The following is a 25,289-nucleotide window of genomic DNA, read 5'->3' as shown; positions in this document are numbered from 1 at the left end:
CAAAAATACCGTCTGCAAGCGTCCAATGACGATTGCAGACGGTATTTTCTATTAATTCGCCTTCTTAGCCTTTGAGCACGTTAAACAATAGCGGCGGCCGTACGCTTTCGCATAGCGGACAATCTTGCGGATGATGGCCGTATTGTTCAGCTTGGTGAACGGGCAGGGGTCGGGGCGCGTATTGACCTCCAGAATCCAAGGCTTTAACTTGCGGTCAACCGCGAGGTCGAGGCCTAGCTCGTTCATGGCAGGATAAGTGCGTCCGAACTGGGCTGCCGTTGCAAGGGCAATCCGGTTCATGCTGCGCTGAAGCTGAGCCGTCCTTCTCTTGCCGGCAATCGGGTTCATAAGCGCCGCAGCCGAATAAATGGTGCCGCCTTGGCTGCCGTTGGAGACGATTTTGCTCGGGTGGGCGACACGGCCGGCCGTGCCGGTGCATTCCCAGCGCCGGGAAGGATTTTTCTGGATCATGATCCTGAAGTCGAACGGACGTCCCTGACGCCGCAGCACATGGATCCCCTTTTGGACTAAGTAGCACCTGCCGGAGATTTTCTTTTGGAGCGAGAGGCGCATGGCGCGGAATGTTTTGAACGTATAGGTGCGGGTTCCGCTTTGGTAGCGGTACCCTCTTTTTGTTCGATCGACCCGTACGACGCCTATCCCAAGCGAGCCGGTGTCGGGTTTGACATACACCATGCCATGCTGCCGCAGCATAGCGAGCAATTGTTTAGGGGAGTACGGCCGGGTGGTCGGAACATACTTCGCCAAAGTGCGGTTTTGCAGCAGGACTTTCGTTTTCGCAAGCTTGCTGGACACTCGATCAACGTGATTGTTTTTCCCCAAGGGGAACATCACCTCATCTCTCGTCATCAAAGGCAAGTATTCCTTCATCATACGCGGGGAATGGCCTACATGAGCTCGCTGCGAGCACCCATTTTATCGTATGCGGCAGCCGCAGGCCAGAACGCGGCATGGCAAGCCGACATATCGTATAGCATTACGCTTTACGATTACAGCTGCGGAGAAGGGGCTGTTCATGTCATGCCTATGCCGGAATTAATGGCGCTAATCGACGGGATGAAGCGAAGCTTCCCTTGGTATGAGCGCCTGCTTGAGTCGGGGGATCCTTCCTTGGAGGCCCTTCCGCTTATGACGGCTTCCGTGCTGGAAGCCCATTATTATTCGGCGGACAATCCGCTGGCGGAGCGGACGGACTTGTACGGCTACCGAACGTCGGGAACAAGCTCCGGAAGGCGGAAAACGATCTACTATTCGGAGCGGGACGAAGAGGCGTATTTGCGCATTAAGCTGGATATTTTCAAAACCATTCTGGAGCCGTACGGATACCGGACCGCCGTCGCGGACATGGGAACGGGGCATGCGGAAGCGACGGCCGTTCAAGTATTCCGCCAGCTCGGGATGGACGTCCACTCCTTCTCGTTTCGGCTTCCGATCGAGCAGCATATCGAACGGCTGGAGCGGATCAAGCCGGAGGTGCTGTATACGATGCCATCCATCATGGACCGGATCCTGCTGGCCGCGGAAGATCCGGCTGCCTTCGGCATTAAGCATGTGGTGCTTGTAGGCGAGACGGCTTCGCCGGGCTGGATCGCTCGGGTCGCGCAGCGGCTTAACATCGGCCCGGATCGGGTGACGGATACGCTCGGCTCCATCGAGATCGGCACGATCGCCTACTTTTCTCACCGGCACGGCCGGTATTTGTTCGCGGAGGGGATCATCCCCGAGGGCATCGGGACAGAGGCGCTTGGGGCAAATTTGGAGCCGTTGTCGGAGGGAGAGCAGGTGCTTGTCCTGACCTCGACCGTCAGGGAATCCTTCCCCGCGCTTCGTTACGTCACTTACGATGTCGTGCGCGATCTGCGGCCCATTGAAGCGGACGGCGTGCTGAGGCCTAGCTTTCAAAGCATCGTAAAGCGCATCGGGCCGGATTTGAAGCATGGCGAGAAAATAAGCATCTACGACATCGACAACATCGTCTACCGCCATCTAAGCGATGCAGGCGTGCGCGTATCGGTAGCGGATAACGCGCTTAGCGTGCATGTCAGCAGCCCTCTGGCAACGGCCGACGTGCTGGGACGCATCAAAGAAGATTTAGAGCTTTATATTCCCGAAATCCATGCCATGATTCAAGGCGGAGTTCTGGACGGCATCCGGGTCATCGCCGAGCCGTTTGACGACTCGCTTAGCCGAACTTCGGTGAAGAACAAAAAAATTTACTACACCTAAGGGGAAGATGCCCATGCCTTTGAAGCTGGATGGCGGTATTTCCGATGCGATTGGCGGCACGCCGCTTATTCGGCTGCGGCAGCTGTTCCGCGGCGAGCCGTTTGAGGTATACGGCAAGCTGGAGTGGATGAACCCGGGCGGCAGCGCGAAGGACCGCCCCGCGCTCTACATGATCAAGAAGGCGATCGAGCGCGGAGAGCTGACTAGCGGCAGCGTCGTCATCGAGTCGAGCTCCGGCAATTTGGCCATCAGCCTGGCTCAGCTGTGCCGATATTTGGGGCTGCGGTTCATCTGCGTGGTGGATCCGCGGACGACGGAGCAGCACATGCGAATCATCCGAAGCTTCGGCGGGGAGATCGAGCTGGTGACGCAGCCGGACCCGCAGACGGGAGAGTTTCTGCCGGCGCGGATCCAGCGGGTGAAAGAGCTGCTGCAGCAGCTGCCGAAGGCGTTTTGGACGAATCAGTACGGCAATCCGGACAATGCGCTTGCCCATGCGGAAACGACGATGCTTGAGATCGGGGAGCGTCTAGGGGCCGTTGATTATTTGTTCTGCGGGGTCAGCTCGTGCGGAACGATCCGCGGCTGCATGGAGTATATCCGGAGCCGGAACTGGCCGACGAAGATCGTTGCCGTAGATGCGGAGGGAAGCATTCTTTTCGGCGGAGCGGCCGGTCCGCGCAAGTTCCCGGGCCTTGGCGCCGCGAGGGTGCCGGAGCTTTACCGCGACGATATGGCAGACCTTGTGGTCAAAATAACGGATGCCGATTGCGTGCAGGGCTGCCGGGAGCTGGTCCGCAGCGAAGCGATCTTAGCCGGCGCTTCCTCAGGCGGCGTCATGGCGGCGATTCGGCGGATGGCCGCCAGCATCCCGGATGGGGCAGTGTGCGCGGCGATTTTGCCTGATCGGGGCGAACGGTATTTGGATACGGTATACAACGACGAGTGGGTCAGGCGCGAGCTCGGTTTGGACTCCGGCTCCTGGCAGGAAGGGTGAAGACATGATCTACTTGCACGATGGACATATCCGCGACATGGGGATGGATTGGAGACAGCTTACCGGCATTGTCGAACAGGTCATACGGACGCGGGACGCCGGGGATACCGTCAGTCCGCTCAAGACATACTTGCGGTTTCATGACCTGAAAAACCGGATCATTGCGATGCCATCTTTTGTCGGCGGCTCCTTCGGGCTGGCCGGCCTCAAGTGGATTGCGAGTTATCCGGATAATGGCCGCCATGGTCTTCCGCGGGCGCATAATACGATCATTCTGAACGATACGGCTACGGGGCGTCCTGTGGCGCTGCTTCGCAGCGAGCTGCTGAACGGCCTGCGTACGGCCGCGGTCAGCGGGCTTATGATGCAAGCCTATATGGCGGCGCGGCAGCCCGAGGAGCTGCGGCTCGGCATTATCGGCTGGGGGCCGATCGGCCGCCGCCATCTCGAGATGTGCGCGGCCTTGTTCGGAAACCGCCTCAAACAGGTCATGCTTAATGACCTAAAAGGAATCGATCCCGATACGATACCGCTGCAGCTGCGAGACCGGACGGAGATTGCCGCCGATTGGAGAGCGGTATACCGCGGTTCCAATGTAACCGCTACGTGCACGGTAGCGGCGGAGCGCTACATCGATGAACAGCCGCCGGCTGGCGCGCTGCTGCTGAACGTGTCCCTTCGCGATTACAAGCCGGCAAGCGTGGCAAAGGTGAATGCGGTTATTGTGGACGACTGGCGGGAGGTATGCCGCGAGAACACCGACATCGAGAAGCTTCATGAGCAGGCTGGATTAAGCGAGTCCGATGCGCGCACGATCGCGGACGTCGTTTGCCGGGGGGCGATGGCGGAATTCGCTGCCGACGAGGCGGTATTTTTCAACCCGATGGGGCTAGGCGCATTTGATATCGCGATTGCCGGCTACTACTGGCAGCGCGCACTGCAGCTTGGCCTCGGCGTCGAGCTGGAGCAGGACAATTAGTCCCGGGATTAGCTAATAATCCCACTCCCTTCAATTACAGGTCAGGTTAGGGTACAATCGTATAAGGTTTTTTTGACATGTAAAGGAGTTAAGGTATGGATTTGGAGTTACAGAAAGAAATACGGCAGCTGAATGTCGCGAATGCGATTAAAGGTGCGGTTACGACAAGCTTGAAGGAGATCCTTCTTCGGCTGACGAAGGATCGGTTGAATTTCATTGCCGCGGGCTGCGCGCTTTCGGGGCGTTCCAAGCTGAAGAAGCAGGAGCTCGCGGATGCGCTGTACGAGCGGATTACGGACGAGAAGGAGGTACGGGCGGCGTTCCTTACGGCGGAGCCGCAGGAGTGGGCGTTCGTAAATCGGCTGCTTGAAGCCCCATACGTTCAGGACGACGAGGTATTTCCGGATGCCTATTTGTTCCTGATGGATAAAGGCCTGGTGTACAGCTTTATGGAGCAGGACAAGCTGTACTATGTGATCCCGGAGGAAATCAAGGACATTTACCGGAAGCTTGACCGGCACGCCTTCCATGAAGAGCGCGGCTACAGCCAGCTGGTGCTTCAATATATAGAAGCGGCGGTTTCTCTATATGGAATCTGCCCGGTACAGAAGCTGATCGAGATTTACAACGCTCAGAATGGGGACGGCCTGACGGAGGAGGCGTTTGGCGCTATCTGCGCGTCAGTTGCCGAGAAAGTCCGCACCTGGGAAGTGAAGGACGGATATCTCTTTAGCGATTCGCTGAACGGGGAAAGCGTGGATGAGTTTGGGGCGTTCTTGGAAAGCGTAAAGGACAAGCCATACTACATACCGCCGAAAGAAGAACTGCTGCAGTACGCGGATATCGATTATTTCGAAATGACGCCTCAGCTGGAGGCGTTGAAGCGCTATATCATGCAGAGCCTGGGCAAAGTGGAGCAGCTTGCGGACGCGATTGTGGATGACGTGCAGCTTGCGTGCTCGATGGAAGAGCCGCTTGATGCTCTGATAGGCGAGTTTGACCGCCGCGGCATCCGCTTGAGCCAGAAGCAGTTGAAGGAGCTCCAGCCGCTTATTTATAACGTTTATGCTCACACGAGAACATGGGCGAATCGCGGCTTTACGCCTGCCGAGCTCAACCCGCAGCCGAAGCCGGCCGCTCCGAAGGACAACGTAGTCTTATTTCCGGCCGCCGGATCCGCGAAGATCGGCCGAAACGAGCCGTGTCCTTGCGGAAGCGGAAAGAAATTTAAGAAGTGCTGCCTGTAGTGGACTGTAGACCAGTGCTTGTTCGATTAACGAACCATAACAGCGCTATTTCAACAAAATAACCGGTTCCTGCGATCTAACGAACTCCAGAAACGTTATTTGATGTGAATCAGGTCAAAGGCACCCGGAAACAACCAAATAGCGTCGCTGCGATTCGTTAGCTCCGAATTTCGGCCGATTATGTGCAAATAAGCACTATACGGTTCGTTAGCTGGAGGCGGCACGCCAGAGCTTGCATTCAGGCCCGTCCAAAAAACCGCATTCCTTTCAGGATGTGGTTTTTTTGATGGGCCTGGATCATAGAACGGGAGTCCGGAGCCATATAGTTACATATAGGCGGTTAACGATCATAATGCTGCGGAGGTGCGCGGGAATGCTGATTTTCGTTCTGCTGTTGGCCGCGTGGGCGGCGGGATGGTTCCTTTTTCGCCGGAATACGATTCCGGATGGCCGTCACCGCCCCTCAATCCCCGGAAAGCTGTCCGTTATTATTCCGGCCCGCAACGAGGAAGGCAATCTTCCTCACCTGCTAAGCTCTCTTCAAGCTCAAACGATTGGTTCCATCGAAATCATCGTCGTGGACGATCATTCCGAGGATCGGACCCGGGCGGTAGCAGAGGGCTATGGAGTCAAAGTCATTGCAAGCCCGCCACTTCCGTCAGGATGGACAGGCAAAAACTGGGCCGTATGGAACGGCTATTTAGCGGCAACCGGCGATCTGTTCGCCTTTCTGGATGCCGATGTCCGGCTTGCCCCGCATGCCCTGCATAATCTTCTCGCTGCGAGAGAGGAAGCGGGAGGGGCCGTCTCCGTCGTGCCCTACCATCAGGCGGAACGGTTCTATGAGCGATTGGCGCTCATCCCGAATGTATTGGGCTTATTCGCGTTTACATCTCCGCTCGAACGGACGAATCCCGCGAAAGGGATGTACGGTTCCTGCATCGTCACGGCAAGGCCGGATTATGAAACGGTTAACGGCCACGAGGGGATCAAAGGCGAGCTGCTGGACGATTTGAACCTCGGAGGCAAATTTATGGCGGCCGGTATTCCGGTTCGCAACTTCATCGGGCACGGCGCGGTATCCTTCCGGATGTACCCGGGCGGCATCCGCAGCGAAGTGGAGGGCTTTAGCAAAGGGGCGGTACTAAGCACCAGCAAGCTGAGCATCGGCACAACGCTGCTCGTCGCCGTCTGGCTCCTCGGCCTGCTTGCGGCGGAGTCGGCGCCTTTCTTCATCGGCACATCATGGGCGCTGCCGCTTGCGGCCGGTTATGTGCTCTATACGGCGCAGCTCTATTTTTTGATCCGATATACCGGCAGTTTCGGAAGATGGCTGCCGGCGGTTCATCTGCTGAGCACCGCTTTTTTTCTCTATATCATGCTGTATTCGGTCTATCAGGTTGTCGTGTTCGGACGGGTCGCCTGGAAGGGAAGGCGGATTGATGTCGGGGGAGGGTCCAAGCGATGAACATCCTGTGGTGGACCTTGCTGTCTTTTCTATCCGGCTCCCTTATGTTCTCCTACTGGCTCGGCCTGCTGACCAGCCACAATCTGAAGGAGGTGGGCGACGGCAACCCGGGCGGCTTGAATTTATGGCGGGCGGCCGGTTACACGTATGGGCTGGTCGGCATCACGCTTGATTTTATGAAAGGCTATGTGCCGGTATTCTTGCTCGTGCAGACCAAGGCTCTGCCTGGCTTGTGGGTCGTGTTCCCCGCGGCAGCCGCGCTTCTCGGCCATGCGTTTTCTCCATTCATGAAAGGGCGGGGAGGCAAAGGGATCGCGGTATCCTTTGGGGTGTGGAGCGCGCTCACGGCATTTTCCGCGGCTGTGGTTTACGCCATTATTTTGGCGCTGCTGCTGGCTGCAGCCCGGCGGCTGAACAAAGGCAGGCCTACCTCTTCGGATATGGACGGCTTTCAAGTGGTGCTTGGCATGCTGCTGCTCATGATCTATTTGGGCTATGTCGGGTACTCCAGTACCATCCTGCTGTTCGGGTGGATCAATTTTCTGTTTTTCGCTTACACGCATCGCAACGAACTGCGCCGGTTTTTCACGACGATTCGCTGGCGTCGATAGGCATGTAGGACTCTAACGGACATCCATGTCCGTTAGACGTTTCGGGCTAGACCCTCGAGACTTTCTCAATAGCTTAAAGGCCTCTGCAATGTGCAGAGGCCTTTTTATATGGTTATAGATAGAGCCCTGTCGTATACAGCTCCGTAATCGTAGCGGCGATCTCTTCAACTGTGCTCTGCTGCTCGTCCCGCACGATTTCCCACAGATACATTTCATTCATATAGAACCAGCCGCGCGCGACTAGCAGGTGATTGAGATCCTTCCTAGCCAGCCCATGCTGCTGGGAATAGGCGATATCGCATGCGATACTTTCGATAAACTGCTCTCGGATCGCTTTCCATTTATCGGCAATGACGGTTGAAACCCCGATGGCTTGCTCGAAGATGCGCATCATGTTACGCTCGGCCTCCGCCATTTTCAGAAAAGCCAAGGTTTGATGCCGGATCGTCCGAAGCGCTTCTTCCTTCGTTTGGGGCGTGAAGGAGATGGCGGCGATTTCGTAAAATTGCTCCATCACGTTCTCCATCAATACGCGAAGCAAGTCCTCTTTGCCTTGAAAATGGACATAAGCGGTTCCGTATCCTATTTTAGCGTCGTTAATCATTTGCGAAATGGTCGCTTTCTGAAATCCTTCCTCCAAAAACACCTTCTTGGCGGAGGCTAGCAGCTTCTGGCGAGTCAATGCCGACCGCAAGTGGCGTCTATCTTCCGTTTTGGCTTCTGTGCCCATCGACAATCCCCCTCTGTCTGTTTCATGATAGCATATAAGAATTTCCGGCAAAATGGAAGGCGGGCGGTGCGGCTGGGCATTCTGAGCCATATACATAAGATGAGGAAGTGCGCTGAAAGGATGCCAAAACTATAATGTTGACACGATGTCATATTCATTGATATGATCGGCACAGAACGTGACTATGACTGGAAAATGGGGGAGCAGCTATGCCAACAGGAGCGTTTCAACCCACAGCGGACTACGCTGAACAACTGGATCAAGAAGACAATCTTTCGCGGTACCGCGAGGAATTCTATACGAAGCCTGATTCGATTTATATGGACGGCAACTCTTTGGGGCTGCTATCGAAACGCGCGGAGCGCACGCTATTGGAATCGTTAGCCGATTGGAGAGAGCATGGGATCGATGGCTGGATGCATGGAGCTCATCCTTGGTTTACGTTATCGGAGCGATTAGGCGAAATGAGCGCGGCGCTCGTCGGGGCTTCGCCGGAGGAAGTGATCGTAACCGGCTCGACAACGGTCAATCTGCATCAGCTGGCCGCTACCTTCTATCGGCCGCAAGGGGATCGCAGCAAAATTTTGGCGGATGAATTAACGTTTCCATCCGATATTTATGCGCTTCAAAGCCAGCTCCGCCTTCGAGGCTATGACCCGGAAACCCACCTCGTGCGAGTCAAGAGCCGCGACGGCCGGTTCTTGGAGGAAGAGGATATTATCGCAGCGATGACGGATGATATCGCCTTGATTATTTTGCCGACGGTGCTCTACCGCAGCGGTCAGATTCTGGATATGAAGCGGCTGACGGAGGAAGCGCACAAGCGGGGCATTCCGATCGGCTTTGACGGCTGCCACTCGATAGGGGCGATTCCGCATGCGTTCAGCGAGTGGGGCGTCGATTTCGCCTATTGGTGCAATTATAAGCATTTGAACGGCGGCCCCGGCGCTGTTGCCAGTCTGTACGTAAACCGGAAGCATTTCGGGACGATGCCCGGCTTGTCCGGGTGGTTCGGCTCCCGTAAAGATAAACAATTCGATATGGAGCACACGTTGACGCCTGCGGACGCGGCCGGCGCTTACCAGATCGGTACGCCGCATGTGCTCAGCCTGGCGCCGCTGATCGGATCGCTTGAGATGTTCGAGGAAGCGGGGATTGATCGCATCCGCCGGAAATCGCTGCACATCAATCACTATTTAATGGACTTAATCGAGCATGAGCTTGGCGATTTCGGTTTCTATATCGGCAGTCCCCGGGAGGATGAGCGGCGCGGCGGGCATGTCAGCCTGGAGCACCCGGAAGCGGCGCGGATCTGCAAGGCGCTGAAGCAAAACGGCGTCATTCCCGATTTCCGGGCGCCGAACATCATTCGGCTCGCTCCCGTAGCGCTGTATAATTCCTACTCGGACGTGTGGGAGGTCATCCGGATCTTGAAGCGGATCATGGAGGAGAAGCAGTACGAGCAATTCAAGAATGAACGTGAAGTCGTTGCTTAACGAAGAACGAGAGGGGCTTAACGCCATGAACAATCAGGAGCGGCACCAAGACGGCAAGCTGGAGCAGAGCATCCAGACCGATTTCTCCAAATCGATGTCATACGGGGATTATCTCCACCTCGATTCCATTCTATCTAGCCAGCACAGATGCTCGGATCATCATGATGAAATGCTGTTTATTATCATCCATCAGGCGAGCGAGCTCTGGATGAAGCTGATCCTGCATGAGATGCAGGCGGCGACGCAGTCGATCCACAAGAACGATCTGGAGCCTTCTTTCAAAATGCTGGCGCGCGTGTCGCGCATTCAGCATCAATTGATCCAGTCCTGGAGCATCCTCTCGACGCTGACGCCGGCTGAATATATGGGCTTCCGCGATAAGCTTGGATCGTCTTCCGGCTTCCAGTCCCATCAGAACCGGCTGATTGAATTCGCGTTCGGGAACAAAAATGCCCACATGCTGTCGGTGTTCCAGCATCAACCCGAACTGTACGCAATCATGCAGCAGGCGCTGCATACGCCGAGCATCTACGATGCGGCTATCGGCGCGCTGGCGGCGCGCGGATTGCCTGTCGACGAGGCGGCGCTCGATCGCGATTGGTCGCAGCCCTATCAGCCGAATGCCAGCGTAGAAGAGGCATGGCTGACCGTGTATCGCGACGTGGACCAATATTGGGATCTGTACGAGCTGGCCGAGAAGCTGGTCGATATCGGCAGCCAGCAGCAGATTTGGCGGTTCAATCATATGACGACCGTGGAGCGCATTATCGGGAACAAGATGGGAACCGGAGGTTCGTCCGGCGTCACGTATTTGAAGCGGGCGCTTGACCAGCAGTTCTTCCCGGAGCTTTGGAGCCTGCGGACGAAGCTGTAGATCATAAGGGAAGAGGGGCTCGATGTTGATGGGCACATGGATTGATATTTCGCAGCCGCTGGATGAGAAGTCGGCCACTTGGCCGGGGGATACCCCGTTCTCCTATAAGGTGAGCTGGAGCAAGGAAGAGAGCGGGTCCGTGAACGTCGGCCAGGTTTGCATGAGCATTCATACGGGTACGCATATTGACGCCCCGTTTCATTTTGACAATGGAGGCAAGAAGGTCGTCGACCTGGAGCTTGACTTGTACATCGGGGAAGCGAAGGTTATCCATCTTCAGAATGGTGAGCAGATCAGCATCCGTGACTTGTCCGGCATCGATTTGACGGGTGTCACGAGATTGTTGATTCGAACTGGTGCGTGGAAGGACCGTCAGGTGTTCCCGTCCTCCATCCCGCCTGTTGAGCCGGCGCTGGCCGCTTATCTGGCAGGCTTCGGCGTGCGGCTAATCGGGCTTGATTTGCCCTCCGTCGATCCGCTGGACAGCAAGGAGCTGCCTGCCCATCATGCGCTTGCCGCGCATGGCATTCATATTCTGGAGGGGCTTGTCCTCGATCATGTCGCAGCCGGCGACTATGAGCTCATCGCGCTTCCGCTGCCGCTCGTCGATGCGGACGGGAGTCCGGTGCGCGCGGTGCTGCGCAAAGCATAATGACTACGGCAGCGATTCCGATCGCAAACCCCCTGAGAATGTTACTGATCAGAGTAAAAATTTGGAGATTCCTTCGTCCATCTGGGACGGGGATCTCCTTTTTTTTTTTTGCCGCTATAAGCCTAGCCTTACCCGATTCGTTCGGTTTTCTTTTATCCGTATAAAATAAATATCCGAAACACAAAATACCAAAAAAATGAAGAGAGGATGAAAATTTCCAAGGTGAGCGTGGATGCTAAAAATCTTGAACAATTGCTCTCGATGTCCCAGCAGTCCGGTGATTTCGCTACGAATACGCTCTCGTTCACCCAACCGCCATTAAAAATTTCGTATTACAAAACATTGATTGATGGTAAGCTGCTTCAACAACATTTCATGAGCGCGCTGCAAAATCATAATGAAATAGAACTTCAACGTCTGGAGGACATAAGAGCTTTCCTGCCCATTGATGGGATCGAAATCACAGACAAAATCGATGTCATACAATCCAAGCTGTTAAAGGGTCACGCCATCGTTCAATGGAATGAGCTCGACCCGACATGCGCATTAGTTCCGCTGGCAAGCAAAGACGGCATACGCAAGACCAATGAAACCGAGAATGAGTTCAGCATTCTTGGACCGAAGGTCGGGTTTGTCGAGGATCTGGACACGAACCTTCATCTGCTTCGCTCGCAAATGAACGTCCCGAATTTGATCGCGAAAGAACTGATGATCGGAAGCATATCCAAATCGAAAGTAATGATTCTCTATCTTGATGGTGTCACAAATAACGAAAACATTGCAAAAGTTGAGAAAAGGTTATCGGCTATTGATATGGATGTTATCTTTGATACGCTGCTTCTGGATCAGCTCATCGCCGACAATTCCCTTTCCCCGTTTCCTTTATTTATCGCAACGGAACGAAGGGATCGGGTCATCTATTCCTTGCTGCTGGGTCAAGTGGCTATAATCAGCGAAGGTTCTCCCTATTTTGTAACGGGGCCTTCAACGTTGTTTGACTTTTTTGTCTCTCCCGAAGATTATTATTTGCCATGGGTATTAGGTTCTTTCTTCAGAGCGATCCGAATATTCGGCGTCATATTCTCGCTCTTTGCATCCGCCATGTATGTTGCTATTACTACCTATCATTACGAGGTGATTCCGCGGGATTTGCTTGTCCGTTTGATTTATTCAAGACAAAATGTCCCGTTTCCCCCTGTTCTTGAGGTAATGGTCCTTGAGACCACTGTCGAATTTCTTCGGGAAGCCGGCGCGCGGCTGCCGAGTAGGATCGGTCAGACGCTCGGCGTCGTAGGCGGCATTATTTTGGGAACGGCTGCAGTCGAGGCAGCTCTGACCAGCAACATTCTCATCATTATTGTATCCTTATCGGCGTTAGCCTCTTTCGTAACTCCGATTTACAAGATGTCCAGCACGATTCGCTTTCTCCGCTTTCCCATTATCCTCTTGGCCGATTTCTGGGGGAGCGTTGGCATCTTTTTCGGCGTCGGTTTTCTTCTCGTCCATATCACGAGACTGAGATCTTTGGGATATCCGTACACCGTGCCGATGTACCCATTGCGGCTCAAAGACTTTAGTGACAGCTTTGTACGATCCTCTCTCCAAATAACCAACATGAGACCGAGTTATTTAAAACCGGTTTCCAACATTAGATATAGGCCTAAAAAAGTTAACAAGAAGAGTGATTTTAATGAGGAGTAAAGCTGCCGTTCGGGCAAGATGTTTAAGTTATACAGGCTGTGTCGGGATCCTTGTTCTGTCCTGTTTTCTTATTAGTTCTTGCGGCAATCGCCGAATCGTGGATCACATCAAGCTGATACAAAGCGCAGGTTATGATTTAGACGGAAAGCGCGTAAGAAGCACAATTTTGATCGGCGATTATACGGAAAAAGAAAAAACAAATATCAAAATACTGAGTACCGAATCGGTTTCCAGTATGGATACTATGCAGAGGCAGAATACAAAATCCAACCAATCCCTTCATACAGGTCAGATGAGATTGGTGTTGTTCGGAAAACAGTTTGCTAAACAAGGAATCGGATCCGTTTTGGATAGATTGTTCCATGACCAATTTATTTCAAGCCGATTGCGGCTGGCAGTATCCGGTACCAACGCTGCTGGGCTTTTGTCATCTACCGTCAACACACACGACACCTTGTTCATTATGAATATGGTCGAGCAAAATGAAGAATGGGGCAACTTGCCGAAATTGAATCTGCAAACCTCGCTGTATAATTATTACGGAGCAGGAAGAGACCTCTTCTTGCCTTATTTGATTTTGGAAGGCGGCACCGTAAAAATCGATGGCATCGCCTTGTTTAAGGATGATAAATTCGCAACCAACGTGGATATCCGCGATGCCTTCGTTCTGAAACTGCTTACCGAAAACTCTCGAAATGGAAGCATTCTAATGCCTTTGAAAGAGTCTGACGCGCTTCCTGATGATTATATATTGATGAGAAGCATAGCTTCGAAAAGGACTATCCAACTCGTCTCCCAGGAACCGGCACCTGTCATCCTCATTAAAATTAAGATGAAGGTTTCCGTGCGAGAAAAACCTGAGTATATACGTTTTGAAACGAAAGAGGATATATCCGCTCTTGAACGTAAACTGGCAGCGTATTTAGTTAAGAAAGCCGAAGATTTTATCTCCCTTTGCAAGTCGAAACAGGTCGATCCGATCGGCCTAGGCGACTTTATGCGAAGCAAGTCAAGGGGTTGGAATGAAAAAGACTTTCAAGCATCATATCCCTCATTAAAGGCCAAGATCAGGATTGATCTAAAAATTGTCCAGAGCAGTCTTTCCCAATAAAGCGTTGAAGGAAGAGGAGAATGGGTTCATGAGCAATGCAATCAGCGAAAAGTTTACCGTTTCTCCTATCCACCTGTTTTTTATCATGTACGTGAGTATCGTAGATATCAGTATATTGAGCTTTCAACGCGAAGTTGCAATGGATGCAGGCCAAGATGCTTGGGTCTCTATCCTTCTTGTCTGGTTAAGTTCTCATATTTTAGTGTGGATGATGTTTAAAATCCTATCCAATCAAAATCCCGTAAACGCTGATTTCGTTTCCATTAATTATGCCTATTTCGGAAAATTCCTTGGCGCCTGCATGAATCAGGCTATTATCCTGTATTTTGTTCTGACTGCTTTCGTTATGTATCGAATTTACTTGGAAGCCATTCTGGTTTTGATATTTCCGACAATGAGTTTATGGCCAATCAGTCTGGTTTTTATTGTGCTTATTTACTACGCGGTGTCAGGCGGTTTTCAAACCGTTGCAGGGTTATGTTTCTGGGCCTTCTTCATTATTGTCATTTTGTTCCCGCCACTTTTAGTCCTGTTGATACCATTTCTGCATCCTCAAAACTTATTGCCATTCTTTGATCATTCCCCGATGCAGATACTGAAGTCATCTCATCAGATGGCGCTTAACTTTTATGGAGCCGAGGTTTTGCTAGGGATCTATCCGTATATACAGACGCAAGCGAAGTCGCAAAAATGGGCACATATTGCAATAGGATCCGCAGCCTTGATGTTTTTAGTAGCAATGGTAGTTGCACTATTGTATTTCGGCCAAGATCAACTCCATCATTTAGTATGGCCGACGCTGAAAGCGATCGGGATGCTTGAATTGCCGCTGTTTCAAAGGCTGGAATACCTTGTACTTTCAGTATGGCTGCTTAAAACGCTAGCCAGCGTCGGTGTCGGATTATGGATTTCTTGTCATAGTTTGAAGAAGCTCTGGCGGACAAAACCAAGTAACAATTTGGTTGTTATCCTTCTCCTTTTTATTATTTTGCAGTTGTTTATTAAAGACCCGGAGCAGATTATAACAGCGAAAATGCTGCATACGAATATTGGGGTTTATTTTGCCTACATCTACATTCCGATTGTGTTTATCATTACCATGGTAAGGAAAAAGTTTAGCAAGGGGTAGTACTAACGAAGTTGAGACCATAAAGAGCCGCGATTGTGCGGCTCTTTACGATTTTTCCGAGCGTTGGCATTAGGGGGACCAGCTTCTGCCTGTTCAACGTATTCGCTTCATTTTTTTATTTTTTAGGCAGCGTCTTTTTCTCCACGAGCATCGGCGACATGGCCCGCCATACCTTGCGCATCGAGAGCCAGTCGGCCTTGGATTGACCGGGCTCCGGCTGCTGCAGCGTTTGGCGGATCTGTAGGATCCGGTATTTGATGCCGCTTGAGGTTGTCAGCCGCGTCGCCCAGGTGGGGACATAGCTGACATCTTTGACGCGGACTTTGCCGTCATCTTCTTTCGAGACCGTCAGCTGGGCGATAACGCCGCATTTGGTGGCCGGATTGCGGTAGAGCAGGGTGGAGATGAAATTTCCGAGCGAGTAGATGGCGAAACGGTCGTCCTTCGTATGAAAAGACGGTTGAAGGACATGGGGATGATGGCCGAGGATAATATGCGCCCCGCTGGCGAGCAGCAGGTCTACAAGCTGCCGCGACTGCTTAAGCGGAACGTGGCGGCATTCCTTTCCGATATGGAGGCAGGCGATAACGACATCGACCTCGCTGGCAAGCCTGCGGATATGAGCGGCGGCTTTGCCGTAGGTGGCGGGAGTGACCGTATTCACCCGCCATGCTTCGCCTTCGGGCAAAGGGAGCTTGTTGGTTCCTTTGGAATAGCTGGCGATGCCGACCTTAACGCCTTTCACCTCGACGATTATATGGTTAGCTTTATCCGGATCGGATCTGTAAGTGCCGGTATGGGCGATGCCCGTCTCATCCAGCACGTTAAGCGTGCGGATCAACCCTTTCGTTCCGCGGTCCATGCAATGGTTGTTGGCCGTCGTCAAGACGTCGAACCCGACCGATTGCAGCGCGGGAGCAAGCTCATCCGGACAGTTGAACATGGTGAAGCCCGTGCGGCTGTTGGCTCGCGAATAGATCGACTCTCTGCCCGCGAGCGGCGTTTCCAGATTGCCGATCACCAGGTCGGCCTGCTTAAGAATAGGCGCCACCTTCCGAAACAGCGGCTCGAACGCGTAGCGGTCCTCTTGCTGCTTCGCGGATCTTAGAAGCGGGCCAATCATCAAAATATCTCCAACCGCAGCCAGCTTGAATTCGATGGACATGATGCCCGCATCCTTTCTGGGCGTTCGCGGCTACAAGGCCCGCGCACCTCATGGTCATGGTATGCCCCCGGCGCAGACGGCGTGCAGCGAAAAACCACAGCCCGGTAGAGGGCTGTGGTTCGGAGAGAGTTACTGTTGTCTATAGTTTTACCGGTGCTTCCAGTCTCGACGACTCCAGCGCGGCGAGCGCGACCCGGGCGGATTTCAGGCCATCTTCGCCTGTGATCGGCACTTCGGTTCCTTGTTTAATGGCATGAATGAAGCCGTCCACAAGGCCGGCATCCATATCGTCGCCCCAGTACATCCACTGCGCTTTAGTTTCCTTGTCGCTGTACAGGTCGCTCTTTTGGGCGAACGCATCGATGCTGATGACGCCTTGCGTGCCGATGATCTCCATCGTCACGTCGCCCCAGGTCGGGAACGAGCGGGAGCGGGACCAGCTCGGGTCGAGCGAAGCGACGACGCCGCTCTCGAAGCGGACATGCACCATGCCGGCATCCTCGACTTCAAGCTCCGGATGGAAGAGGGTAGCCGCTTCCGCATAGACGTCGACAATGTCGGATTGCACGAACCAGTTCATCAGGTCCATGACATGGACCGTATGGTCAAGCACCGCGCCTCCGCCGGAGGCGGAAGGGACGACAAACCAGCCGCCCGGCATGGAGCCGCGGTTGGTGCCTTTAACGGCGACGATTTCGCCGATATCGCCCCGTTCGATCGACTTCTTCGCTTCGATGACGGCGGGAATGTACCGGCACGGGAAGGCGGTCATGAGCTGTACGCCGTTAACGGCGCAAGCTGCTATCATGCGCTCCATTTCATCCACCGAGATGCCGAGCGGCTTCTCGCACATGACGTGCTTCTTGGCGGCGGCTGCGGCCAATGTCAGTTCGGCGTGCTTGGCATTCTCCGAGCAAATGATGACGGCATCGATGTCTGAAGCGAGCAGCTCCTGCAGCGAGTCGAACTGCGTCAAGCCGAGCTGCGCCGCAACCGAGCGCGCGCGGTCCGCGTCGTCGTCCCAGAAGCCGGCAAGCTTAACGTCTTCACGCTGACGCAGCGCGGAGGCGTAGCTGTAGGCGTGGCCGTGGGCAAAGCTAAGAAGGCCGACCGAGATGATGTTCGTTGTCATATTAGCGCTCCTCCCCATTAACTTCAGCCGCGTCTAGACGGATAACTTGTCCGGTCGCAGCGGACTTGATGGCGGCCCTTGCGACTTCTACGGCTTTCTTGGCGTCTTCCTCCGTTACGATCGGCTCCGCGCCGCTGCGGATGCAGCCGATAAAATGAGCCAGCTCCAAGTAATACGGATCGCGGTAGGACGGGCTCGACGGCACGGCGACCTTCTTCTCCGACGCGGTTGCCTGCGCGCGGCGGATCTGCAGCGAATTCGACGCGCTGCTGTCGTAACGGAGGACGCCGGAAGTGCCGGCGAATTCGGCGGCTGTCGTGAACGGTCCCGGATAACCCCAGTGGGCTTCAAGATGGACGATAGCGTTATGATGGTGGAAACGCAGCGTAACAAGGGCATAATCCAAGGATGGCCCAGTCCGGTTCAGCGCGTAGACGGATTTGACATCGCCAAAGAGAGAGCGCATGTAGTCGATGTCGTGGATCATCAAATCCATCATGACGCCGCCGCTTGCTTCTTGATCCGCATACCATGGCGTGGCATCGCCGGGATGGGAGCCGATCCGTTTCGCATGGGCGACGCCGACCGTTCCGATGGCGCCGGCCTCAATGCGGCTGCTCATATCCGCATATTCAGGGAAGAAACGGACGACATGGCCGATAAAAAGGCGTACGCCGTTCGCGCGGCAAGCAGCGATCATTTCTTCGGCATCCTCTGGCGACGCCGCAATCGGCTTCTCGCAGATGACATGTTTGCCTAGCGCGGCCGCCTTCAAGACATACGGCTTATGTAGGGGAGTTGGGAGGGCGATGGAAACGACGTCGGCCTCGACGGCATTCATCATTTCCTCGAACGATGCATAGCGGACCGTTCCTAGCTTGGACGCGAGGCGCTCCGCGCGTTCGCCGTCGATATCGCAAACGGCTGCCAGTGTAACGTCCGGCATGCGGCTGAATGCGGCGGCGTGTATGGATCCCATCGTGCCGCAGCCCAGTACAACGACTTTCATGGACATGCGCTCCTTTTTGAACAGAAATTGGTGGTGAATCGCGGTTCAATGCCATTTTAGTCTAAATGCTGCCGGTTGGATAGGGGGAAGGGAGCCGCATCACCTTCAGGCGTAGTCGCCCGGCTGCCGCGGACGATTTTAGATGAATAATTTGCCATGTCGTGCTATCATTGGTCCATAAGAACTAATGTTGGCGAGGTTGAATATATGTCTACAGAACTATTCGTGGCACATTGTCCTAATTGCGGGAACGTGTTTCAGAAGAATCTTCGCAATCTGTGCTCGACTTGCATGGTTGAGGAGGATAAGCAGATTACGGCCATGGAGCAAGCGCTGCGACGCAACCGCCAACTGAACAACGATCAGCTGGCCGAGCTGAGCATGGTGTCCGTTCAGCGCATCCGCGCTTACATACGCAAGGGGAAGCTGAAGCTTTGCGATTATCCGAACTTGGCTGACGCATGCGACCTTTGCGCTGGACCGATCCGTCAGGGCAAGCTTTGCATCGATTGCACGGTGAGGATTAAAGAGGATATTCAGTTGGATCTGGAGCGGTCGAAGCAGAAGCGGACGCAGCCGATTTTCCTTTCGCGGAACAGCCGCTAGAGAAATGCTCGGCTTCTTTTAGTTTTCTCGTCTGCACTGTTTACGACTTTCTATTTCGGAAATCCCCTTTTGGATTACAATTTCATTTATTTTAACGCCATTTTCCGGAGTGTCAGTTAAAGTAATGCGGATTCTATCATAGGGAACGTCACCATGATGCGCACTATAATTTAACGCGCTTGCATGAACAATATGTCTTCTTGTATCGCCGTTGATCCTTTCGATTTTATCTACTTTGGGACACATAATAAAATCATTGTACGTTTTATCGAGGTAAGAATAATATCTGGAGTACAAGGTTTCATCAAGCAGCTCTTCTTTAGGAGCACCTTGACTTTCATATTTCCACCCGACTAATAGCCAATCGAACAGCTCTGTGGATTTCAATCTTACTTTATCATTGTTCCAGGCGTATATAACCTCGCCTTCAGCAATCGTGCATAGCTTTGTTTGGGTTGCAGGTAAACAGTTATATGCAGGTTCGATAACTGAACGATTTCCGTTTTTCATTTTTATTATCACATTCGGGAGTGTAGGGGGGTTATTAAATTCTATTTCAGTTGTTCCAACGGAAAGGCTTGATTCGTTAATCCACTTGATAACCTTATTGATGGTGACTTCTTCATACCCATCGCTTTCTTTAAATAAGCGAGACCCGCCAGATCGACTGTTTGATTGAACGGAAGTAATATTCTCTGGTTTTAGTAACGGTTTCTTTGATTGAATAGTTGCTTTTGTAACATCTATTGGAAAAAATAATCCAGAAATCGAAATAAGGATTATTAGGATTAACTTTTTCATAACACCATTCCTCTGAAGATTGCAGGTCGTATTAATAATTTACCTCAATAACAAAACTACATACTAAATGAGGTTATCGTTCCCTTATTCCTAAGGTCAAGTTTAAAAAAAGCCTGTATCTTCAATTACCAAGTAATTGAAGATACAGGCTTTTAAGCTTTCCGGCGCAAAAGGTACTGCTTCCAGTGGAAGTACATAAAGCAGCCAAGGCAATATCCGCATAGCGCGAGCACCACCGCTACCGTCAGCATGCCGAGCGCGATATAAGCAACTATATGGCTGCCGAGCGCATAAGCGATCAGAGTGACGGTCAGGAACAAAATCGCAAGCAAATTGTTAAACCGCAGCAGCTCGCGGCTCTCCGTTCGGGTGCTGGCAGGGAAGATAGGAGCAAACAGGCGGACGAATAAGTTATAGTTCACGCCAAAGGTTCGGCCAATGAGCTGAACGACCAGAGGAAGCGCAAGTATCCACAGCTGGCCGGTGAGCACGCTACCGATAACGCAGAGAAGAATGCCCAACTGGTTGCCGCGAACGCGATGCAAAGGAACGTCGTCTACGCATTCATAAGCAGCAAGGATCGGTTGGTTGCCCAAATTCAAGTCCCTCCTTGATATCGTATCAACTTTGCTCTAGTATACACCAAAACCGAGTTATCGGGTAGGTTTTATAGTCTAACTTTTAATTTATTGATGATTTTTCGGACCCGGGCCTATATAATACAGATTAGTGCGCAAACCGTCGATAGGAGGCTTTACCGCTAGAATGAATATGAGGTCGCTGTTCATCTGCCTGTACGTCATGTTGATTTATTGGCTTTCGATGCACGTTTCGTTTCTCGATACGTTATTTTTCCCAACGATTGGCGCGTTTAGTTTCCTGTTTCTCACTCGTTCCTACTCGATGCGGGAGCTTGGCAAAATCACCTTCGGCGCGGTCATATCCGCTCTGCTAGGTACGCTATTATTCTATCTCTATCCGAGTCCGCTGACCTTATTCGTCAATGCTGTCATCACGATCTGGCTGATTCGCAAATTCAACTGGAACGCGCCGCCGATCGCAGCCGTGGCGCTGATCCCGTTTTTCTCTCATTCCGCGCATCTATGGACCATACCTATATCGGTATGCGCCGCATTGCTGGGTCTCGTCTTTACGCTCTTTATGGCTGAGCTGGCGGAAGCCAAGATGGTACCTTATTTCAACTCGGTCATCAAAAATAAATCAGCCGCATCTGTCGTAAAGTCCAGCGATATCGATATCGCAAGCTGAAGCAGCAGACAACAATTCGAATCGGCCGCCCTATGGCCGGTTCTTTCTTTTTGCAAAAATTGACTCTCCCAATTGCAGATAGGTACAATAAGCAATAGCGATGGACAAAGGGGATAACGTGATGGAATCAATCGGACTGGTGCTGGAAGGCGGAGGCATGCGCGGCGTGTACACGGCCGGCGTGCTTGATTATTTTACGGAGCAAAACCTGTATCTTCCCTATACGGTCGGGGTTTCGGCCGGTGCCTGCATGGCGGCGAGCTATTTGTCCAGACAGCTTGGCCGCAATCGCGTCGTGAACGTGAACTGGGTGAGCGATCCCCGCTATATTTCGTGGAAAAATTATTGGCGCAAGCGAGAGCTGTTCGGCATGGATTTTATTTTCGATGAAATTCCGAATGCGCTCGTTCCGTTCGATTATGAGGCGTTTGAAGCGAGCAAGGAGCAGTTTGTCATTGGCACGACCGACTGCGATACGGGCGAGACGATCTTTTATAACCGGTTCGAGGAAGGCTTCGATCTGCTGACGGTGCTGCGCGCCTCGAGCTCGCTGCCGTTCATTGCGCCGATCGTGCAGTACGGCGGCCGCAACCTGCTCGACGGAGGGATCTCCGATCCGATCCCGCTGCGCAAAGCGGAGAGCGACGGCCATAAGCGCAATGTGATCGTGCTTACCCGGGACGCCGGCTACCGAAAGTCGCGCAATCGTTTTAGCTTGCTGATCAGGCGTGCTTACCGAAATTATCCCGAGTTTGTCAATGTCATGCTCCGCCGGCATACCATTTACAACGAAACGCTGGCTTATATCGACGAGCAGGAGCGCAATGGCAATCTCTTCGTCATCCGGCCGCAGCTGCCGCTGACCGTAGGGCGGATGGAACGCGATTCGGCAAAGCTGGACGCGCTTTATTTGCAGGGCTACGAGGATGCCAAGCGGTTGATGCCTGAACTGCAAACATGGATGAAGCGGTAGATAAGGAACCTCCGTCTCAAACGAGATTGGAGGTTCTTGTCATAGACAGCGGTTCTTGCAGGTGGGATAATAGCGATTAAATGCATGCGTAGGACTTGGGATGGATATTACGGATAGGGGATAGACCGGGTTATGAATAGGGAAGTTGTACCTACATGGAAGAAGTTAAGTTTATTTGCGTTGTCGTGGCCCATTCTCGTCGACTCCGTTTTGCGCATGATGCTGGGAACGGCCGACGTCTTTATGCTGAGCCGGATTTCCGACAATGTGGCCGGCGCGGTTGGGCTCGCGAATGAAATTATTGTGTTCTGCATTATGATGTTCGGCTTTGTCGCCATCGGAACGAGCGTTGCCGTTACGCAATATTTGGGGGCGGGGCAAAAAGAGACGGCAAGCCGCATATCGGCGCTGGCGATTATGATGAATCTGCTGTTCGGCGTCATCGTGAGCATCGTGATCGTCGGCTTCAGCGATCAAGTCATGCGGATGCTTAATCTGGCTCCTTCGCAAATCGCAATCGCGAGCACGTATTTGAAGCTGATCGGCGGGTTTATTTGGATCGAAGCGGTGTCTTATGCGGTCTCTTCGGTGATCCGCGCGAACGGCAATACCCGGGATGTCATGTTCGTCACGCTTGGCGTCAATTTGATCCATGTGGCGGGCAATTACCTGCTCATCTTCGGCAATATGGGCTTCCCGGAATGGGGAGTCACCGGCGCGGCCGTGTCGACGATCGGGAGCCGGATGCTCGGCCTGATCGTGCTGTTCGTGCTGCTGTACCGGGTAACGCCGAGCCGGATCCGGCTGAAGGATTACGTTACCATCGATAAGCTGTACATGAAAAAAATACTCAGCATCGGATTGTCGTCCGCCGGCGAGCATCTCGCTTGGCAGTCGCAGCTCATGATGATCATGGGCTTCATCAATTTGATCGGCCAGCAAGCGCTTAGCGCTCATATCTACGTCTACAATATCAGCGCTTATTTCATGGCGCTGGCGATGGCGATCGGCATGGGGACGGAAATTATCGTCGGCCATATGGTTGGCGCAGGCGAGAAGAAGGCAGCGTATTTCAGGCTGCTGCGGAGCCTAAGGATCAGCATTCTGCTGACGGCCGTGCTTGTCGCGATCGCGGCGCTGTTCCGGTATCAGCTGGTCGGCATGTTTACCGATGACCCGAAGGTCATTGCGATTGGGGCGAGCATTTTGCTCGTATCGATTATTTTGGAGCCGGGCCGAGTCTTCAACATTGTCGTCATCAACTCGCTTCGCGCTGCGGGCGATGCGCGCTTCCCGGTGCTGATGGGCGTCTTCTCGATGTGGGGCGTATGCGTGCCGCTGTCGTATTATCTTGGCATCCATATGGAAATGGGCTTGCTCGGCGTATGGATTTCGTTCGCGGTGGATGAATGGCTGCGCGGGCTGATCATGCTGGCGAGATGGAAGAGCGGGGTTTGGACGAAGAAGTCGCTTGTCAGCCGGGAGCCGCGTACCTTGGCGGTTGAAGCGTAGGGATGCAAGGATGGATAGAATCTGCGATCGAGTTATCGGTCGCGGATTTTTTTATGTGTTACCATAAAGACAAGCCGGCCGGCGCTGTACTATGATGGATGTATATGTAAGCGCTTAAGGAGGAGATAAGCATGCAAGCAGGCGGCATGGAAGCCGGATCAGGCTATGGCCCGATTGGCATCAGCACGGTGAATCCCCATTATTTGCACTACAAAGGCAGTCCGATTCTTTTGATTACTTCAGCCGAGCATTATGGGGCACTCATTAATTTGGATTTTGATTATGTGGCGTACTTCGACATGCTGCAGCGTTACGAAATGAATTACACACGGATTTATCCGGGCGCGTTTTATGAGGTTAAAGGCATGTTTATCGAGGATAATACGCTTGCCCCGCTGCCGGGCAGATTGGTCGTGCCTTGGGTCCGAAGCTCGGAACCGGGCTGCGCGGACGGCGGCAACAAGTTTGATTTGAGCGCGTGGGACGAGCGGTATTTTGCAAGGCTGCATGATTTCCTGAGGCAGGCGGAGGCGCGCGGCATAGTGGTGGAGATTTGCTTGTTCAACGGCCAATACGAGCAAAGCTGGCCCAATCACGCGCTGTTCGCGGCGAACAATATTCAAGGCGTCGGCGATTGCGATCTGAAGGAGGTTCAGACGTTGGAGCACGCTGATTTGGTTGCCGCCCACAAAGCCTATGTGCGCAAGCTTGTCGAGGAGGTCAATGCGTTCGACAACGTCATTCTCGAGTTGTGCGACGAACCGACGATCGGCGGTACGCCGGCCGAGCTGACGGTGAAATGGATCGACGAGCTGCTCGACGTCATCGTGGAAACGGAGCGGGAATTGCCGAAGCGGCATTTGGTCGGCCAGCAACTGATGAAGGACGTCGATTATACGGACGACCCGCGCAATACGATGTTGGTCACCCAGTATATTAGCGATCCGATGTACGGACAGATTGGAGGCGTCGAGGCTCTCGATGACAAGTACGGGTCTAACAAGCCGATTGAATTGAATGAAACCGGCTTTTATCCGATTTGGTATTTCGACGATCGGTTAGGGGCTTCGCGGGCGGAAGCGTGGGAATTTATCGTGGGCGGCGGCGCGGCGTTCAATCAGCTGAACGGTTTGTACACGATTCACGATCCGGCTGGCGATACACCGGAGAACCGGCAGGTGCTGGGGTCGCTTCGCAATTTGAAGCGGTTCATGTACGGATTCGACTTTGAGCGCATGAGCCGCGATCCGGATTTCATACGCGGCGGCATTCCGGAGGGCGCGCGCGTCCGAAGCATCAGCGAGCGAGGCCGCCAATATGCGTTGTATTTGCACCATAGTACCTTCAATGTCGGCAAGGATCCGGTATATCGCGTGCAGCACGGCGAGCACAGCGCTGTCTTGCAGTTGGATGTACCTGCGGGGACGTATCGCGCCGAGTGGGTCGATCCGGCGAGCGGCACAGTAGTGGCAAGTGAATTGTACGAGCATGAGGGCAGCGGCGGCCTGCTTGCGGTCGCCAGCCCGGTCTATAAGGTGGATATCGCGCTAAGCGTGAAGCGTATTGAGGAGGAGAGGTAA

General features: G+C 53.3%; 24 protein-coding genes. 17 read left to right on the top strand and 7 right to left on the bottom strand.

Annotation, left to right across the window (positions count from 1 at the left end; all coding sequences use genetic code 11):
* Window positions 1–51: 51 nt before the first annotated feature.
* Entirely contained in the window at window positions 52–843 is a 792-nt protein-coding gene (locus tag DL346_RS22050; protein WP_240633354.1) for a YheC/YheD family protein, read from the bottom strand.
* 69 nt (window positions 844–912) lie between these two features.
* On the opposite strand from DL346_RS22050, the gene DL346_RS22045 reads away from it, so the two are divergent.
* The 6 genes from DL346_RS22045 (at window position 913) to DL346_RS22020 (ending at window position 7,549) form a co-directional block, all read left to right on the top strand.
* The gene (locus tag DL346_RS22045; RefSeq protein ID WP_240633353.1) at window positions 913–2,247 is read left to right on the top strand and encodes a phenylacetate--CoA ligase family protein; all 1,335 of its coding nucleotides are present in this window, start codon (window positions 913–915) and stop codon (window positions 2,245–2,247) included.
* Window positions 2,248–2,260: 13 nt separating this feature from the next.
* Window positions 2,261–3,244: a 2,3-diaminopropionate biosynthesis protein SbnA gene (gene sbnA / locus DL346_RS22040; protein WP_112884512.1), complete on the top strand. Its 984-nt coding sequence runs from the start codon at window positions 2,261–2,263 to the stop codon at window positions 3,242–3,244.
* Between the two features lie 4 nt (window positions 3,245–3,248).
* On the top strand, window positions 3,249–4,223 hold the full coding sequence (locus DL346_RS22035; RefSeq protein ID WP_112884511.1) for a 2,3-diaminopropionate biosynthesis protein SbnB: 975 nt from the start codon (window positions 3,249–3,251) through the stop codon (window positions 4,221–4,223).
* 95 nt (window positions 4,224–4,318) lie between these two features.
* Window positions 4,319–5,470, top strand: a complete 1,152-nt coding sequence (locus tag DL346_RS22030) for a YecA family protein (protein ID WP_112884510.1) — start codon at window positions 4,319–4,321, stop codon at window positions 5,468–5,470.
* A 373-nt stretch (window positions 5,471–5,843) separates the two neighbouring features.
* A complete protein-coding gene (locus DL346_RS22025; protein ID WP_112884509.1) occupies window positions 5,844–6,938 on the top strand; it encodes a glycosyltransferase family 2 protein in 1,095 nt (364 codons plus the stop codon).
* A complete protein-coding gene (locus tag DL346_RS22020; protein ID WP_112884508.1) occupies window positions 6,935–7,549 on the top strand; it encodes a glycerol-3-phosphate acyltransferase in 615 nt (204 codons plus the stop codon). The genes DL346_RS22025 and DL346_RS22020 overlap by 4 nt, the downstream gene beginning before the upstream one ends.
* A gap of 112 nt (window positions 7,550–7,661) precedes the next feature.
* Here DL346_RS22020 and DL346_RS22015 read toward each other — a convergent pair whose 3' ends face one another.
* A complete protein-coding gene (locus DL346_RS22015; RefSeq protein WP_112884507.1) occupies window positions 7,662–8,279 on the bottom strand; it encodes a TetR/AcrR family transcriptional regulator in 618 nt (205 codons plus the stop codon).
* 209 nt (window positions 8,280–8,488) lie between these two features.
* On the opposite strand from DL346_RS22015, the gene kynU reads away from it, so the two are divergent.
* The 6 genes from kynU (at window position 8,489) to DL346_RS21985 (ending at window position 15,242) form a co-directional block, all read left to right on the top strand.
* Window positions 8,489–9,775, top strand: a complete 1,287-nt coding sequence (gene kynU / locus DL346_RS22010) for a kynureninase (protein ID WP_112884506.1) — start codon at window positions 8,489–8,491, stop codon at window positions 9,773–9,775.
* A gap of 25 nt (window positions 9,776–9,800) precedes the next feature.
* A complete protein-coding gene (gene kynA, locus DL346_RS22005) occupies window positions 9,801–10,649 on the top strand; it encodes a tryptophan 2,3-dioxygenase (RefSeq protein WP_112884680.1) in 849 nt (282 codons plus the stop codon).
* A 28-nt stretch (window positions 10,650–10,677) separates the two neighbouring features.
* Window positions 10,678–11,301: an arylformamidase gene (gene kynB / locus DL346_RS22000; RefSeq protein WP_112884679.1), complete on the top strand. Its 624-nt coding sequence runs from the start codon at window positions 10,678–10,680 to the stop codon at window positions 11,299–11,301.
* Window positions 11,302–11,508: 207 nt separating this feature from the next.
* Window positions 11,509–13,002 (top strand): spore germination protein, encoded by a 1,494-nt coding sequence (locus DL346_RS21995; protein ID WP_112884505.1) that lies wholly within the window; start codon window positions 11,509–11,511, stop codon window positions 13,000–13,002.
* Window positions 12,992–14,113 (top strand): Ger(x)C family spore germination protein, encoded by a 1,122-nt coding sequence (locus DL346_RS21990; protein WP_112884504.1) that lies wholly within the window; start codon window positions 12,992–12,994, stop codon window positions 14,111–14,113. The genes DL346_RS21995 and DL346_RS21990 overlap by 11 nt, the downstream gene beginning before the upstream one ends.
* A 28-nt stretch (window positions 14,114–14,141) precedes the next feature.
* Entirely contained in the window at window positions 14,142–15,242 is a 1,101-nt protein-coding gene (locus tag DL346_RS21985) for a GerAB/ArcD/ProY family transporter (protein WP_112884503.1), read from the top strand.
* Window positions 15,243–15,357: 115 nt separating this feature from the next.
* Here the strand turns inward: DL346_RS21985 and DL346_RS21980 are convergent, their stop codons facing one another.
* The 3 genes from DL346_RS21980 to DL346_RS21970 all read right to left on the bottom strand — a co-directional run bounded on the left by DL346_RS21980 (window position 15,358) and on the right by DL346_RS21970 (window position 18,548).
* Window positions 15,358–16,407: a CapA family protein gene (locus DL346_RS21980; RefSeq protein WP_112884502.1), complete on the bottom strand. Its 1,050-nt coding sequence runs from the start codon at window positions 16,405–16,407 to the stop codon at window positions 15,358–15,360.
* 139 nt (window positions 16,408–16,546) lie between these two features.
* Complete coding sequence (locus DL346_RS21975; protein ID WP_112884501.1) at window positions 16,547–17,539, bottom strand: Gfo/Idh/MocA family protein; 993 nt, start codon at window positions 17,537–17,539, stop codon at window positions 16,547–16,549.
* Window position 17,540: 1 nt separating this feature from the next.
* A complete protein-coding gene (locus DL346_RS21970) occupies window positions 17,541–18,548 on the bottom strand; it encodes a Gfo/Idh/MocA family protein (RefSeq protein WP_112884500.1) in 1,008 nt (335 codons plus the stop codon).
* Between the two features lie 207 nt (window positions 18,549–18,755).
* Between DL346_RS21970 and DL346_RS21965 the strand changes: the two genes are divergently transcribed.
* A complete protein-coding gene (locus DL346_RS21965; RefSeq protein ID WP_133257557.1) occupies window positions 18,756–19,154 on the top strand; it encodes a hypothetical protein in 399 nt (132 codons plus the stop codon).
* An 18-nt stretch (window positions 19,155–19,172) separates the two neighbouring features.
* Here the strand turns inward: DL346_RS21965 and DL346_RS21960 are convergent, their stop codons facing one another.
* Complete coding sequence (locus DL346_RS21960; RefSeq protein WP_112884498.1) at window positions 19,173–19,955, bottom strand: hypothetical protein; 783 nt, start codon at window positions 19,953–19,955, stop codon at window positions 19,173–19,175.
* 152 nt (window positions 19,956–20,107) lie between these two features.
* A complete protein-coding gene (locus DL346_RS21955; protein WP_112884497.1) occupies window positions 20,108–20,551 on the bottom strand; it encodes a DUF4395 domain-containing protein in 444 nt (147 codons plus the stop codon).
* A 169-nt stretch (window positions 20,552–20,720) separates the two neighbouring features.
* Here DL346_RS21955 and DL346_RS21950 point away from each other — a divergent pair, with 169 nt between their 5' ends.
* The 4 genes from DL346_RS21950 (at window position 20,721) to DL346_RS21935 (ending at window position 25,289) form a co-directional block, all read left to right on the top strand.
* Complete coding sequence (locus DL346_RS21950; protein ID WP_112884496.1) at window positions 20,721–21,224, top strand: HPP family protein; 504 nt, start codon at window positions 20,721–20,723, stop codon at window positions 21,222–21,224.
* Between the two features lie 118 nt (window positions 21,225–21,342).
* A complete protein-coding gene (locus DL346_RS21945) occupies window positions 21,343–22,197 on the top strand; it encodes a patatin-like phospholipase family protein (protein WP_112884678.1) in 855 nt (284 codons plus the stop codon).
* Between the two features lie 132 nt (window positions 22,198–22,329).
* Window positions 22,330–23,709 (top strand): MATE family efflux transporter, encoded by a 1,380-nt coding sequence (locus DL346_RS21940; RefSeq protein ID WP_112884495.1) that lies wholly within the window; start codon window positions 22,330–22,332, stop codon window positions 23,707–23,709.
* 131 nt (window positions 23,710–23,840) lie between these two features.
* Window positions 23,841–25,289, top strand: a complete 1,449-nt coding sequence (locus DL346_RS21935) for a hypothetical protein (RefSeq protein ID WP_112884494.1) — start codon at window positions 23,841–23,843, stop codon at window positions 25,287–25,289.

Source organism: Paenibacillus montanisoli, assembly GCF_003268025.1.
Lineage (GTDB): Bacteria > Bacillota > Bacilli > Paenibacillales > Paenibacillaceae > Paenibacillus_Z > Paenibacillus_Z montanisoli.
Note: the sequence above shows the minus strand (reverse complement) of the source record. Positions and strands in the feature narration are given on the sequence as shown.